This is a genomic window from Novosphingobium sp. KA1 (genome assembly GCF_017309955.1).
In the GTDB taxonomy this organism is placed as follows: Bacteria; Pseudomonadota; Alphaproteobacteria; order Sphingomonadales; family Sphingomonadaceae; genus Novosphingobium.
In genome coordinates this window covers 2,288,523-2,302,321 of sequence record NZ_CP021247.1, presented here as the reverse complement: position 1 = coordinate 2,302,321, position 13,799 = coordinate 2,288,523, and the positions used below count along the sequence as shown (strand labels likewise).

11 protein-coding genes are annotated in these 13,799 nt (G+C 66.6%); 6 read left to right on the top strand and 5 right to left on the bottom strand.

Translation table 11 applies throughout. From position 1 onward, the window contains the following. The first annotated feature begins 39 nt into the window (after positions 1 to 39). The 3 genes from CA833_RS11155 to CA833_RS11145 all read left to right on the top strand — a co-directional run bounded on the left by CA833_RS11155 (position 40) and on the right by CA833_RS11145 (position 3,000). Positions 40 to 1,680: a long-chain fatty acid--CoA ligase gene (locus CA833_RS11155; RefSeq protein WP_142637855.1), complete on the top strand. Its 1,641-nt coding sequence runs from the start codon at positions 40 to 42 to the stop codon at positions 1,678 to 1,680. A 71-nt stretch (positions 1,681 to 1,751) separates the two neighbouring features. Next, on the top strand, positions 1,752 to 2,150 hold the full coding sequence (locus tag CA833_RS11150) for a MerR family DNA-binding transcriptional regulator (protein WP_207080061.1): 399 nt from the start codon (positions 1,752 to 1,754) through the stop codon (positions 2,148 to 2,150). Further along, complete coding sequence (locus tag CA833_RS11145; RefSeq protein ID WP_242526041.1) at positions 2,143 to 3,000, top strand: acyl-CoA thioesterase II; 858 nt, start codon at positions 2,143 to 2,145, stop codon at positions 2,998 to 3,000. The genes CA833_RS11150 and CA833_RS11145 overlap by 8 nt, the downstream gene beginning before the upstream one ends. 195 nt (positions 3,001 to 3,195) lie before the next feature. Here the strand turns inward: CA833_RS11145 and CA833_RS11140 are convergent, their stop codons facing one another. Next, the gene (locus CA833_RS11140) at positions 3,196 to 4,356 is read right to left on the bottom strand and encodes an isovaleryl-CoA dehydrogenase (RefSeq protein WP_207078069.1); all 1,161 of its coding nucleotides are present in this window, start codon (positions 4,354 to 4,356) and stop codon (positions 3,196 to 3,198) included. A gap of 113 nt (positions 4,357 to 4,469) precedes the next feature. Between CA833_RS11140 and CA833_RS11135 the strand changes: the two genes are divergently transcribed. Continuing rightward, positions 4,470 to 5,366 carry a LysR family transcriptional regulator gene (locus tag CA833_RS11135; RefSeq protein WP_207078068.1) on the top strand — a complete coding sequence of 299 codons (897 nt, stop codon included), beginning with the start codon at positions 4,470 to 4,472 and terminating at the stop codon, positions 5,364 to 5,366. Here CA833_RS11135 and CA833_RS11130 read toward each other — a convergent pair whose 3' ends face one another. From CA833_RS11130 to CA833_RS11115, 4 genes are all read right to left on the bottom strand, one after another. After that, positions 5,367 to 6,476: a purine nucleoside permease gene (locus CA833_RS11130; protein WP_207078067.1), complete on the bottom strand. Its 1,110-nt coding sequence runs from the start codon at positions 6,474 to 6,476 to the stop codon at positions 5,367 to 5,369. A gap of 65 nt (positions 6,477 to 6,541) precedes the next feature. Next, the gene (locus CA833_RS11125) at positions 6,542 to 9,031 is read right to left on the bottom strand and encodes a TonB-dependent siderophore receptor (protein ID WP_207078066.1); all 2,490 of its coding nucleotides are present in this window, start codon (positions 9,029 to 9,031) and stop codon (positions 6,542 to 6,544) included. Between the two features lie 141 nt (positions 9,032 to 9,172). Next, positions 9,173 to 10,735, bottom strand: a complete 1,563-nt coding sequence (locus CA833_RS11120; RefSeq protein ID WP_242526040.1) for an adenosine deaminase — start codon at positions 10,733 to 10,735, stop codon at positions 9,173 to 9,175. After that, positions 10,732 to 11,853, bottom strand: a complete 1,122-nt coding sequence (locus CA833_RS11115) for a purine nucleoside permease (protein ID WP_207078065.1) — start codon at positions 11,851 to 11,853, stop codon at positions 10,732 to 10,734. Before CA833_RS11115 ends, CA833_RS11120 begins: the two co-directional genes overlap by 4 nt. 277 nt (positions 11,854 to 12,130) lie before the next feature. On the opposite strand from CA833_RS11115, the gene CA833_RS11110 reads away from it, so the two are divergent. Further along, entirely contained in the window at positions 12,131 to 13,126 is a 996-nt protein-coding gene (locus CA833_RS11110; RefSeq protein ID WP_207078064.1) for a LysR family transcriptional regulator, read from the top strand. Positions 13,127 to 13,184: 58 nt separating this feature from the next. Continuing rightward, on the top strand, positions 13,185 to 13,718 hold the full coding sequence (locus tag CA833_RS11105; protein WP_142635303.1) for a phosphoribosyltransferase: 534 nt from the start codon (positions 13,185 to 13,187) through the stop codon (positions 13,716 to 13,718). The last annotated feature ends 81 nt before the right edge of the window (positions 13,719 to 13,799 follow it).

Below are 13,799 nucleotides of genomic sequence, written 5' to 3'. Positions count from 1 at the left end.
ACCTTGGAAACGCAACTCCCCTCTTACACGCCGGACGAAATGCCGCCGATCGCGCCGCGCTTGCTTACCGATCTGCTGGACCATGCCGTGGACGTCCACGGCGCCTGGCCGGCGATCGACTTCATGGGCCGCAAGTGGTCCTATGCCGAAGTCGGAGACCTCGCGCGGCGCGCCGCGCGGGGCCTTCAGGACCTCGGCGTGGTCAAGGGCACGCGCGTCGGCCTGTGCCTGCCGAACACGCCCTATTACGTGATCTGCTACTTCGCGATCCTGCGCATCGGCGGCATCGTGGTGAACTTCAACCCGCTCTACACCGAGCGCGAGATGGCGCATCTGGTGAAGGATTCGGGCGCCGAGATCATCATCGCCTCCGACCTGGCGCTCTCGCTGCCCAAGATCGAGCCGCTGGTCGGCGCCGCCTGCGGCAGCCTCAAGCGCGTGGTGGTCTGCCCGATCGCCGATGCCCTGCCCAAGCTCAAGGGCCGCGCCTATCGCCTGCTCAAGCGCAAGGACATCGCGCATGAGCCGCACGACCTGCGCTTCGTGCGTTATGCCGACCTCATCGCCCGCAATGCCGATCCCGACCCGGTCGCGCGCGATCCGCAGGACCTTGCGGTGCTGCAGTACACCGGCGGCACCACCGGCGTGCCCAAGGGGGCGATGCTCACCCACGCCAACCTTGCCGCCAATTCCGCGCAGATGTGCGCCCATGTCGGCCACATGCCCGACCACCAGGAGCGCACGCTCGGCGTCCTGCCGCTGTTCCACGTCTTTGCGCTGACCACGGTGCTCAACTACTCGGTGGATACCGCCGCCGAGATGATCCTGCTGCCGCGCTTCGAGATGAAGTCGTTCCTCGCCACCGCGCGGCGCACCAGGCCCACGCAGTTCTTCGGCGTGCCCACGCTCTACACCGCGCTCAACAACCAGGACCTCCACGGCGAGTTCGACAATGTGCGCGTGTGCATCTCGGGCGGCGCGCCGCTGCCGCTGGAAGTGCGCCAGAAATTCGAGCAGCGCACCGGCGTGCGCGTGGTGGAAGGCTACGGCCTGTCCGAAGCCTCGCCGATCATCGCCTGCAACCCGCTCGAGGGTCTGGTCAAGAACAACTCCTGCGGCCCCGCCTTCCCCGGCACCGTGCTGGAGATCCGCGATCCCGACAATACCCACCGGATTCTCGGCCCGGGCGAGCGCGGCGAAGTCTGCGCGCGCGGACCGCAGGTCATGGCGGGCTACTGGAACCGCCCCGAGGAATCGGACAAGACCTTCATCTTCGGCGCCCTGCGCACGGGCGACATTGGCTATCTCGACGAAGACGGCTATCTGTTCCTGGTCGACCGGATCAAGGACATGATCCTGTGCGGGGGGTACAACGTCTATCCACGGATCATCGAGGATGCGCTCTACGAGCATCCGATGGTCCACGAGGCGATCGTGATCGGCGTTCCCGACGCCTATCGCGGGCAGAGCCCCAAGGCCTTCGTGGCGCTGCACCCGGGCGATGTTCTGGATCAGGACACGCTCATGGCGTTCCTGCGCGAAAGGCTGAACAAGATCGAAATGCCCAGCTCCATCGAATTCCGCGACAGCCTGCCCAAGACGCTGGTCGGCAAGCTTTCCAAGAAGGAACTGGTCGAGGAAGAGGCCGCCCGGCGCGCCGCTTCGGGTGAGGCTGCATGAACGGCGCGGGGGCAGCGCTGGACGGCAGTGCCGAAGGGGCACCGGTGCCCGAAACCGGTCCCGGCACCGACATGCTCGGCATCCAGGAAGCCGCCACGCAGCTCGGCGTGACCATGCGCACCTTGCGTTTCTACGAGGACAAGGGCCTGATCGCGCCGCACCGCGCGGGCACCACCCGCATCTATTCGAAGCGCGAGATGGGCCGCATGCAGCTGATCCTGCGCGGCAAGCGGCTGGGTTTCTCGATCCGCGAGATCAAGGAATTCCTCGACCTCTACGACGTCGACCCGGAGCATCAGGAGCAGGTCCGCGCCCTGCTCTCCCGCATCCGCGACCGGATCGAGGAACTGCGCCAGCAGCGCACCGCGATCGACCAGACGCTGGAGGAAATGCTCTCGATCGAACGCCAGTCGCTCGCCTGGCTGGAAGGCTCGCCGGTGAAGCCGGTGAAAGGCCCTGCCGGTGCGTGAAGCGGCCGTCGCCGACCTGATCGGCCTGCTCACGGTCGAGGAAATCGATACCGGCATCTTCCGCGGCGGCGCCGTCTCGCCGCAGCCGGGCCGCGTCTATGGCGGTCAGGTGGTGGCGCAGGCGCTGGCCGCCGCCGCGCGGGACATCGCCCCCGACCGGCAAGCCCACTCGCTCCACGCCTACTTCCTGCGCGCGGGCGATGCCGGACGGCCGATCGTCTACCGCGTATTGCCCGATTTCGACGGCAACAGCTTCTCCAATCGCCGTGTCGTCGCCATGCAGGGCGGCAAACCGATCCTGAACCTCGCCGCCTCGTTCCACCGGCCCGAAGAGGGGCTCGCCCACGCGGTGCCGATGCCGCTAGTACCCGCGCCCGAACAGTGCCCGGACTTCAAGACCGCGCTCGCCGCCGCCGGGCAGAAGCTGCCCGGCTTCCTGCTCGAACGCCTCGCTGCCTTCGAGATCCGGCCCTGCCCGCCCGCGCCCCCCGGAACCGGCGAGCGCGATCTGCCGCAGCGCAACCAGTGGTTCCGCATGGCCGCGCCGATGGGCGAGGATGCGGTGATGCAGCGCGTCGTCCTTGCCTACGCCAGCGACTTCGCGCTGATCTCCACCGCGCTGATGCCGCACGGCATGGGCTTCTTCTCGCCCGGCGTCTCCGGCGCCAGCCTCGATCACACGATCTGGTTCCACCAGACCCCGCCCATCGACGACTGGCTGCTCTATGCGATGGACAGCCCCTGGTCCGGCCACGCCCGCGGCTTCGCACGCGGGGCGATCTATTCGCGCGACGGGACTCTGGTGGCGAGTGTGGCGCAAGAGGGGTTGCTTCGGGTGAAGCAAGGATAAGAGAAAGCAGGGGAGCAGAGCCCCCCTGCACCCCCGATACCGTCTGGGTCAGGCCGACCAACTGCGCAGCGCACCCATGGCGGCGTCGGGAGACTTATTGGCTGCGCCGCAAGGAGCGCACGACAGTTTGGCGAGGCGCAACGAAGACATTATGCGGGTCTGGGGGATCATCCCCCAGGACTTCTCTCTTTTACCTTAAGCCCCGATCAGTTCCCGCCCGATCAGCATCCGCCGGATCTCGTTGGTGCCCGCGCCGATATCCAGCAACTTGGCATCGCGCAGATAACGTTCGACCGGCCAGTCCCTGGTATAGCCCGCCCCGCCCAGCGCCTGCACCGCCTCGCCCGCGACGCGGAAGGCGTTCTCGCTGGCGAGCAGGATCGCCCCGGCCGCATCGAAGCGGGTGGTCTGCCCGGCGTCGCAGGCGCGCGCCACCGCATAGACATAGGCCCGCGCCGATTGCAGCGCGACGTACATGTCCGCCACTTTCGCCTGCATCAGCTGGAACGTGCCGATGGCGCTGCCGAACTGGCGGCGTTCCCGCACATAGGGGATCACAGTGTCGAGGCAGGCCTGCATGATGCCGATCTGGAGGCCGGCCAGCACCACGCGCTCGTAGTCGAGGCCGCTCATCAGCACTTTCACGCCGCCGTTGAGCGGGCCCATCACGTTCCCGGCAGGCACGAAGCAATCGTCGAACACCAGTTCGCAGGTGGGCGAGCCGCGCATGCCCAGCTTGTCGATCTTCTGGCCGATCGAGAAACCGGGCATGTCCTTCTCGATCAGGAAGGCGGTGATGCCCTTCGATCCGGCCTCGGCATCGGTCTTGGCATAGACCACCAGCACATCGGCACAGGTGCCGTTGGTGATCCAGAACTTGGTGCCGTTGAGGCGGAACCCACCCTCTACGGCGTCGGCGCGCAACTTCATGCTGACGACGTCCGACCCGGCGCCGACTTCGGACATGGCGAGGCTGCCCACATGCTCGCCCGAGATCAGCTTCGGCAGGTACGCCGCCTTCTGCGCGTCATTGCCCCAGCGGCGGATCTGGTTGACGCAGAGGTTCGAATGGGCGCCGTAGGACAGGCCCACCGAGGCCGAGGCACGGCTGACTTCCTCCACCGCGATCACATGCTCCAGATAGCCGAGCCCGGTGCCGCCCCACTCTTCCTCCACCGTCAGCCCGTGCAGGCCGAGTTCGCCCATCGCGGGCCAGAGTTCGCGCGGGAACCGGTCCTCGGCATCGATCTTCGCAGCCAGCGGCGCGATCTGCTCGTCGGCGAAGCGGGCGACGCTTTCGCGGATCATCCCGGCGCTTTCGCCCAGTGCGAAGTCGAAGTCGGGGGTGGCTTTCATGTCGTCTTCCCAAAATTCCACGGCGCGTCCTTGCGGCCTTTGCGGACGAAACTATCGAAAGCCTCAGGTTCAAACAAATTGAAACTTACAGGATCCTTGAATAGATTTTACCAATGATAAAGCGCGCCCACATCCGGCATTTCCTGGCCGTGGCCGATTCCGGCAGCTTCAAGCAGGCAGCGGCGCGGCTGCATGTGACCCAGCCCACCGTCTCCACCGCCATCGCCGAACTGGAGCGTCTGGTGGGCTCTGCGCTGTTCGTGCGCGACCGGCGCCATGTCCGCCTGACCGAGCCGGGCGGCGCCTTCCTGCCCATCGCCCGCGACCTGGAAGCCGGCTTCCGCCGCGCCGACCAGTTCGCCAAGGCCTCGGCCTATCCCGAGCAGCCCTGGCCGGACCTCAAGCTGGGGGTGATCCCGACGATCTGCGGCTCGATGCTGCAAGCCATCGCCGCGCAGTTGGCCGAGCACTACGGCGTGGAACTGGTGGAGGGCAACGACCACGACCTGCGCGGCCAGTTGGCCAGCGGCAAGATCCAGCTTGCCCTCACCCTGCTGGGCAAATCCGAAAACGGGGCCGAAAACCGGCCGGAAGTCACGCCGCTGCTGGAGGAACCCTATGTCGTGGTCATGGCGGCGCGCCACCCGCTGGCCGGAACCGCCGAACTGGCAGCCGGGGACCTCGCCAGCGAGATCATGATCGCCCGCCGCTCCTGCGAGGCGCTGCAACGCACCAGCCGCTTCTTCACCGATGCCGGGGTGCGCCCGCGCTTTGCCCTGCGCAGCGAGAACGAGGACCGCTGCCTGCGCATGGTCGCGGCGGGCCTTGGCATAACGGTGGCGCCGCGCTCGCTGGCCCCGGAAGGGACGGCGACGGCCGAAGTGAGGGATTTCGGCCTGACGCGGCGCCTGGGTTTCATCCGCGCGCCGGTCCATCCCGGCAGCGCGGACGAAGCGGAAAAGCTGGCGGCGATACTGGAGACGATCGCCGCCAGCCTTCCCCCTAACTGATCATTCCGGCGGGGTATCCTTGTAGGTATCCCAGTTCTTCAGCCAGGCATCGACGACCTTGGAGCCGACCACGTAGAGGCTCTCCACCGAGGCTTCGAGCCCGGCATACCCCTCGTTCTCGCGCAGCAGGTAGGAGGCGGCATCCACGCCCGGCGGCGGCATCGTGTAGTTGGAACCGGCCCGCAGGACGAGCACGCGGTCCTTCTGCGCGCGGCCGATCCGGTCGAGGTAGGTCATCGCCTGAAGCACGCCGGTGTCTTCCATGGCCGAGGTCACGAATTCGCCCTTGCCTTGCGTCCAGTAATGCACCCAGTCGTTGGCCCAGTCGGTCAGCAGCTTGCCGTGCCAGAAGGTCATCGCCGAAAGCGTCTCGCCCTCCAGCACGAACGGCGGCTTCTGCGCGTTGGGATAGCCGGTGAAGCGCATGCGTTCGGTGCGGATCGCGTCGCTGTCGGGCAGCTTGACGTCCCTGGTCAGCTTGAACGCCCAGCCGACCAGTTTGGGGTTGATCTGGTAGACTTCGCCGCCCGAAGTATCGATCGGCGTGGTGGTGTCGTTCGGGCCCTTGAGGTGGCGCGGGAAATAGCCGCTTTTCCAGTCCTTGGGGATCTCGCGCGCGTCGATCTCGTGGGCCAGGTCGCCATCGACCACATAGCGCGCCCAGGCCGCCGAGCCGATCGAGGCATCCTGTGGGTCGATCCCGGCGATGCCCGCCACCAGCCAGTAGGCCTTCGACAGATCGAAGCGCGGATCGAGGCCGAGCGCCATCGTCGCCGCCGTCGAGCGCGCGGTGCCGACGCCGGTCACCATGCCCAGAACCTGCGTTTCCGGGTTGTAATAGAGGTCATGGAACGACTGCGGGAAAGGAATGCGCTGGGTGAGGTGCGCGCGTTCCTTCCAGAGCTGGAATTCGCCCGCCGTATCGCCTTCGTCCTTGCCGATCTCGAACAGCGAGACGACCACCACTTTGACCGGCAGCGGCGCCGCGCAGGGCTTGCCCGGCTGGCAGGCGGAAATGTCGGGAACGGCAGGAGCCGCAAGCGTCGGGGCGGCGCCCAGCGCCAACGCGGCGGCCGCCAGGAACACCGGAAATGTCTTCGAAAGGATCATCAAGAGCACGCGCCTAAAAGGGAACCGGGGGCGCCAGTAGGGAAGCGCCCCCGGAAGAGGAAAAATCAGAACTTGTAGACGATCGAGCCCTGCCAGCTGCGCGGGGTTTCCGGCAGCACGATGGTCGAGCCGAACAGTTCGGTGAAGTTGGCGCGGAAGTAGCGCTCGTTGGTGGCGTTCTTCACCACCACGCGGAAGAGCCACGGCCCGGTCTCGTACGAGGCCGAGAGATCGACCTTGGTATAGGCCGGCAGCTTCACCGCCTGCGACTGGCCGGAATAGACCGAATCCACCTTCACCGCGCTGGCGCTGAGCGCAAGGCCCATGTCGAAAGCATAAGTCGCCGTCAGCGAGTAGAGGTTGGTCGGGATACCGGCGCGGCGCGACTTCGCCTTGCTGTCGACCAGCACGAGGCCGATCGGCTGGCCGCCGAGGTAGAGCGTGGGATCGGAGACGTTGACCAGATCCTCGATGCCGAAGAAGCTGAACAGCGAACCGTCCTCGATCGCGGTCAGGTTGTAGACCTTGGTGCGGGTGTAGCCGCCGGTCACCAGCAGGTGCTTGTTGACCGACCAGCGCGCCTCGGCCTCGAGCCCCTTGGTCTCCACCGACTGGTTCACGGTGATCGACTGGATGTTGTAGTCGGTACGCTTCTGCTTGTAGACCGACAGCGCCGCATAGAGCCGGTCGTCGAGGAAGCTGCCCTTGATGCCGCCTTCGTAGAGCTTGGATGCCGAAACGAAGGTGCCGGCAGCGACGTCGCCCGCGTAGAGTTCGGCGCCCTGCCCGGCGATCACCGTCGACTGGCGGGCGATGGTGGCATAGGGGATCACGCCGAAGGGCAGCTTGTAGTTGGCGGAGGCCGACCACGACCAGGCGCCCTTGCTGTTGCTGGCCGAGACCAGCGTGGGGGCGACCAGCATCTTGGTGGGGTCGTAGGTCGACTTGGCCTTGATGTAGTCGTAGCGGCCGCCCAGCGTGATGCCGAGGCCGAAGTTGAAGTCGAGATCGGCAAGGCCCGCCAGCGCGTAGTCGGTATAGTGGCCGGTCACGTAGTTCGAATAGCCGCAGTCCGCCGCCGTGTAGCCGGCCTCGGTGCTGAACGGGCATTCGGTGGCGAGCAGGCGGTCCGACAGGGCGTTGTAGCCCACCGTCAGGTCGACGCGGTGGAAGTATTCGTAATCGAAATCGTCACCGTGCTTGAACTTGGTGTAGCGGATCGAGGGCGAGACCTGGAACGCGAACTTGCCGATATCGCTGGTGAACTTCTTCGAGAGCACAATCTTGTCCTCGAACACCCAGGAATCGTGGAATTGCGCGAAGCCGTAGGCGTTCTCGTTGATGTTCTCGTAGCTGTCGTAGAAGGCCTGGTTCTTGATCTGGAGGTCGTCCTCACCATCCCAGATGAGGTCCGCGTAGAGGGTGGTGCCACGGTTATCGAGCCGGTCGTCCTTGCCCGCCAGCACGTCCTTGCGGCTGAGCTTGGTGGTGCCGGTGTTGGTCAGCGCCATCCAGGGATAGGTGTCCGTGAAGGTCGCGTCGGTGAACGAGGCGGCCGGCACCCCGAACGGGCCGAAGCTGCCGATCGCCTGGAACTCGCTGGCGGAAATCTGGCCATCGCCATTGGCATCGACCGATTGCGCGGCGCCGGTGATGTAGGTGCCGTGATCGACCAGATCCTGCGTCAGGCGGTTCCAGCCGCCGTTCTGCACGCCCTTGAAGTTCTGGTACATGCCGCCGAATTCCAGCCGCAGGTTGGGCGTGAAGTCGGTATCGAAAGCGGCCTGCAGCACCGTGTTCTTGGTGGAAATGTTGCGGTAGTAGCTGCCGGAATCTTCCACTTCGGCGAACAGGCTGTAGCCGAATTCCTGGCTGCCGATCTTGCCGGGACCGCGGATTTCGGCCTTGAGATCGGCCTTCTCCCACGAGCCGCCGGTAAAGGTCACTTCGCCTTCGGGATCGGAGAGGTAGGAACCGCCCGCCACGCGCGCGGTCTTGGGCACGAAGTTCATGTAGCCGCCGGTCTTCGACGGGCCGTAGATCGGCGAGGCAGGACCGCGCACGATGTCGATGCGGTCCGAAGCGCCGATCGGGGTCGGGTAGTTGCCCGGATTGTCGAGGCGGCGCATGCCGCGGAAGTAGACTTCACCCGGCGTGCCGCGAATGTCGAGCGCGCCGCCAACCCCGAAGAACGAGTTGGTGAACGTGCCCGGCGCCTGCGCGACGAGATCGTAGATATCCGTGATGCCGAAGCGTTCGATCTGCTCGTTGCTGATCGTCGAGGCCGAGCGCGGCGTTTCGGTGATGGTCTTGTCGAACCCGAACACCGAGCCGACATCGGCGACCGGAAGCGCGCCGAGCGAGCCGGTGACGACGATGTCCTTGGCCGGTTCCTCGGTCGGTGCCGGATCTGCCGGAGCGTCTTCGGCAAAGGCGGGCGAAGCGATCGCCGATCCGCACAGCAGCGCGGCCGTGAGACCCATCAGGGCCCCTCGTCGCTTGCCGTACTTCATGGCCGAGCGGAAAATCACCTCATTGTTGTTCGTTGCGGTCATCGTGCCAAACCCCCTGAATTCCGCGCCGCTCACCCCTGATGCGGACCGGATTCGCTTTGTGTGTGTCCCACCTCTCCCATGGGGCTTATTCTTGTTGCGGCACGTCCTGTGGCGGCGCGCCGGGCACCCATTCCTTGTTTTTTATTCGTTCGTACCGGGCGCAGCCTCCGATGGGGGGCTGGGCGCCGGATTCCAGTCGTCCATGCCTGCCTCGAAGCGGTCGAAACGCGCTTCGAGTTCGGCTTCGAGGCCGGCCTTCTCGCTGCCTGCCTGCAACGCGCGGCAGGCAGGCGCGGCAAAACCGGCCGCGCAGGCCGCCACCGGCTCGCCCGCGCGGCGATCGCGCCAGAGGCCGGTGCCGGGCATGAAACCGAACTCCAGGCTGTCGCGTGCGACTTTCTTGAGATCGGCGTACGTCAGCCCCTGCTCGCGCACGGCCCGCTCGTATTCGTTGGTGAGGTCGGTGCGCAGGATGCCCTGATCGTCGGTCGAGAGCGTCACCGGCACCCCGAAGCGGCGGTAGAGATTGATCGGATGCGCTCCGCCCTTCAGGCCCAGGATCACGTCGTTGCTGGTGAGGTTGACCTCCACCGCGATGTGATCGGCAGCCATCTTGCGCAGGGTGGCGGGCGCGTTGTCCTCATAGGCGATGCCGCTGCCGTGGCCGATACGCTCGGCCCCGGCCTCGATGGCCTTTCGCATATGGTTCTTCATCGCCGCGGGCGGCACTTGCCCGAAGGCCAGTTCGCCGGCGTGGAGGGTGCGATGGACGCGCGGATATTTGACGGCAAGGAAACGCACCATCGCCATGTGCAAGTCGTAATCGCGAAGGGCGACCGGCCAGTCCTCGGGCTGGACCAGGTTGATGCCGACATAACGCGGATCGGCATCGGCCAGCGCGAAGGAGAGGATCAGCGAGCGGAACACTTGCGCGGGCGGCAGCGCGCGGAACCCGCTGGCGAGATAGTGCAGCGCCACCCCGCAGGCCGGGTCGGCCGCGGCGGTTCCGCAGGCGAGCCCCTTGCGCACGGTCGCCTCGTCGCGGTCCAGTTCGGCGCGGGCCTGGGCGATGACGGGCGCCAGCGCCTTCACTTCCTGCGCATAGCGCGCGGCCAGCCCCGCCTCGCCGAGCGGCACGTCAGGCGCGGCGAGGATCGCGGCCATCATGACCTCGGGATTGTGCATGAGTTCGAGATAGAGGCCGTGATCGCCCGCGGTCGTGCGCAGCGCCACCATCATCGCCTGCGCCATCTGCCCGCGCGCGGCAGGGCCGAACCGGTCGAAGCTGATGAAGAACTGGGTATGACCGGACACATCGTCCGCGCCGATCCCGTGCTGCCAGCCGCGCGTGCCGAGGTGATCGACCAGCTTCGCGTAGTCGAACGGCCGGTCGCTGGCCAAGCGGGTGATCTTGTCGGCCTCGGCGCAGGGCGGCGGCACCAGCGCGAGATCGGCACCGGCGCAGAACCCCGCCTTGCCCGCCCAGCCCAGCCAGTCCTCCGCCGAAGGCGTGCCGCCGAGGTGGTTGTGCAGATCGCCGCCCTTGGGCATCGCCTGAAGGAACGTGCGCAGCATCGCGGCATTGCCCGACAGCGCATCCATCACGCGGGCCGCGCGGGCCTCTCCGGCGGCGTCGGCCCGCGCCGCCGGGGCAGACGCCAGTACCGAACCGGCCAGAAGTATCGAGGCGAGCAGCCGCTTCACTTCGCAGCGCCTCCGGGAATCTCGTTCCTGTACTGCTCCCAGTGCGCCAGCAGCTCATGCACCACCGGCGCGCCGACGCGGTAGTTCGCCTCGTAGGCCGCCACTTGCCCCGGCCCCTCGTCGCCGACGCTGGCGAGGGCATCGACGCCGGGCGGCGGCATCGAGGGATTGCTGGCCGTGCGCAGCACCAGCACCCGGTTGAGGTCCACCAGCCCCTGCGCCGCGGCATTGAGCATGGCGCCCTGCATCGACTGGCTTTCCATGTTGGTCATCACGAACCGGCCCTTGCCGCCGGTCCACAGCTTCACCCAGTCCCGCGCCCACTGCGTGCGCTCCGGCCCGTGCCAGTAACGCACCGAGCCCAGCGTCTCGCCCTCCAGCACGAACGGCGGCTTCTGGGCGTTGGGATAGCCCTTCCAGGCCGCCCGCGCCTTGGCGAGTTCGGGATTGTCCGGGATGACCACGTTCCTGGTCATCCCGAAAGCCCAGCCCTCCAGCCCCCGGTTGAGCGGCGCGGCCATCGACAAGGCGCCCGCATCGGTCATGCCGGCAAAGCTGTCGGGATTGTCGGGAAGCTGGTTGGGGGCCTTGGCGCCGATCGCGAAGAGGCCGTAAGGCCAGCCCTTGGGCGCCGCGCGGTCGTCGAACTCGCGCAGGGTATCGCCCGAGACCACCCAGCGCGACCATGCCGCGCTGCCGACCGAGGCCACTTCGGGATCGACCCCGGAAATTCCGGTGAACAGCCAGTAGGTCTTCGAGAAATCGAAACGCGGGTCGAGCGTCAGCGCGGTCAGCTGCTCGCCGACGCCGCTCATCAGCGATCCGGCGCTGCCCCAGACGATGCCGTAGAGCCCGTCCTTGTTGCGTAGCAGCGGATGCAGGACGCCGCGCACCGCGATCTTCTCGTCGAGATGCTCCCGCTCGGCCCAGAGCTGGAATTCGCCGGGCGCATCGCCGCTATCGGCGCCGGGTTCGAAATTGGCGACCACCACGACCTTGACGGGAATCGGGGCCACCACGGGGAGGGCAGGCACCGCCGGCTCCGACGCCTGCGCCATGGACGCTCCCGCGGACAGCACCGCCAGCACCGCGAGCGCGCAGGCCAGCCTCCACCTCATGCGGGACGCAATCGATTGAATCGTGCTCATGAACCCCTGAACCCCGTGAGGGGGCGCGAACTCTTTGAGAGTGTTGGGAAACCCCTTGGAATTTGCGCCCCCGAGCCGATCGTGCGCTCGCAGGCCGCCGCCCGAAACGCGGAGATTCCGCAGGTTCCGGATGGCTGCCCCAGTCGCACCTTTCGACGTTTCCCTTTGCGTAAGGGCTTGACTCGGTGCGAGCAAACGCAATGATTTCGACGCAGCGTTGCAAAAATTAGAGCAGGTTCACGGTCGCATGCCGGCGTTTTCGCGTTTTCTCCGTTATTTCATGGCCGTGGGCAGGCTCGGCTCGATCCGCAAGGCGGCCGACGAGCTCAACGTCTCCGCCTCGGCGATCGACCGGCAGATCCTCAACGTCGAGGCCGAACTCGGCCTGCCGCTGTTCGAGCGCCTGCCCACCGGCCTGCGGCTGACCGCGGCGGGCGAGATGATGATGGCCTCCGGCAGCCAGTGGCAGCACGGCATGGCCAGCCTGCGCGCCCGGATCGAGGACTTGCGCGGGCTGAAACGCGGCCATGTCGACATCGCCGTGATCGACGCGCTCGCCAAGGGTTACGTGCCCGACATGATCCACGCGATCCAGCAGGCCTATCCCGGCATTTCGGTGGGCGTGAAAGTCCAGGGCAACGAACAGGTGCGCCGCGCCATCGCCGAGGGCGAGGTCGACTTCGGCATCCTGTTCGAGCCGCATTCCTACCGCGACCTGACCGTGCGCGCCTTTGTCGAGGTGGTGCTCGGCTTCCTCACCCCGCCCGGCCATCCGCTGGGCGCGCGGCGCGAGGCGCGGTTTTCCGCCTGCGCGGGCGAACCGATGATCGCCCCGGCCGAACCCCTGGCGGTGTGCCAGCAGATCGCCGTGCTCGAAGGCGCCACCGGGGTCGTGCCCGAACGCAAGGTGATGAGCGACAACATCCAGATGATCACCTCGCTGGTCATGCGCGGGGTCGGCGTCGGCGTATTGACCTCGCTCGACGTCGCCACCGAGGTGCAGCGCGGACTGCTCAACTTCACCCGCATTTCCGATCCGCTGCTGCGGCCGATGACCCTGGCGCTGTGCACCGCGTCTGCCCGCACCCCGTCCTACGCGGCGGCGCTGGTGCTGGGCGAGATCGAGAACGGCTTCGGCCAGCTCAGCTATGCCGCCTCGACACGTCCCCAGGCAGGCCACGCGCCCGCCGACCGGCCGGCCGGCAACCGGCCAGCCGCCGAGATGCCCGCGCACGTCGATTGATCGGCGCCCGCGAACCCGATATTTTCCTTTCCAACCTCTCCCTTCAGGAACTCCGACAATGTCCGAATCCGCCGAGCCCCAGCTCCATTTCCTCGAATACTACGAAGACTTCCTCGCCAAGGTCCGCCAGCTTTCGCGCAAGGTCTCCGAGAGCGCGTGGCAGCCCGATTTCGTGATCGGCATCGGCCGCGGCGGGCTGGTTCCCGCCGTCTACATGTCGCAGCAGCTCGACCTGCCGATGCTCTCGATCGACCATTCGTCGAAAGTCCCCGGCTTTGCCGACGAACTGCTGGCCAAGATCGCGGGCATGAGCGCGAACGGCACCCGGGTGCTGTTCATCGACGACATCAACGATTCGGGCGGCACCATCGAGTATATCCGCGGCCTGCTGGCCAGCAACGGTGGCGTGCAGGAGAACCTGCACTTCGGCGTGCTGATCAACAACAAGAGCTCGAAAGTCGAAGTGGACCTGTGGGTCGACATGATCGACCGCGCCGAGGACAAGCGCTGGTTCGTGTTCCCGTGGGAATCGGTGGGCACCCGCGATGCCATCATCGAGGAAGCGATGTCGGTTCCCGAACGGCTGTCCTGAAATTACAGGCCTGACCGGCGGGCTTTGCCGCGCCCCCGGTCAGGACCTTGTCCGGCCCGCCTATTTTCGGATGCCTATTTC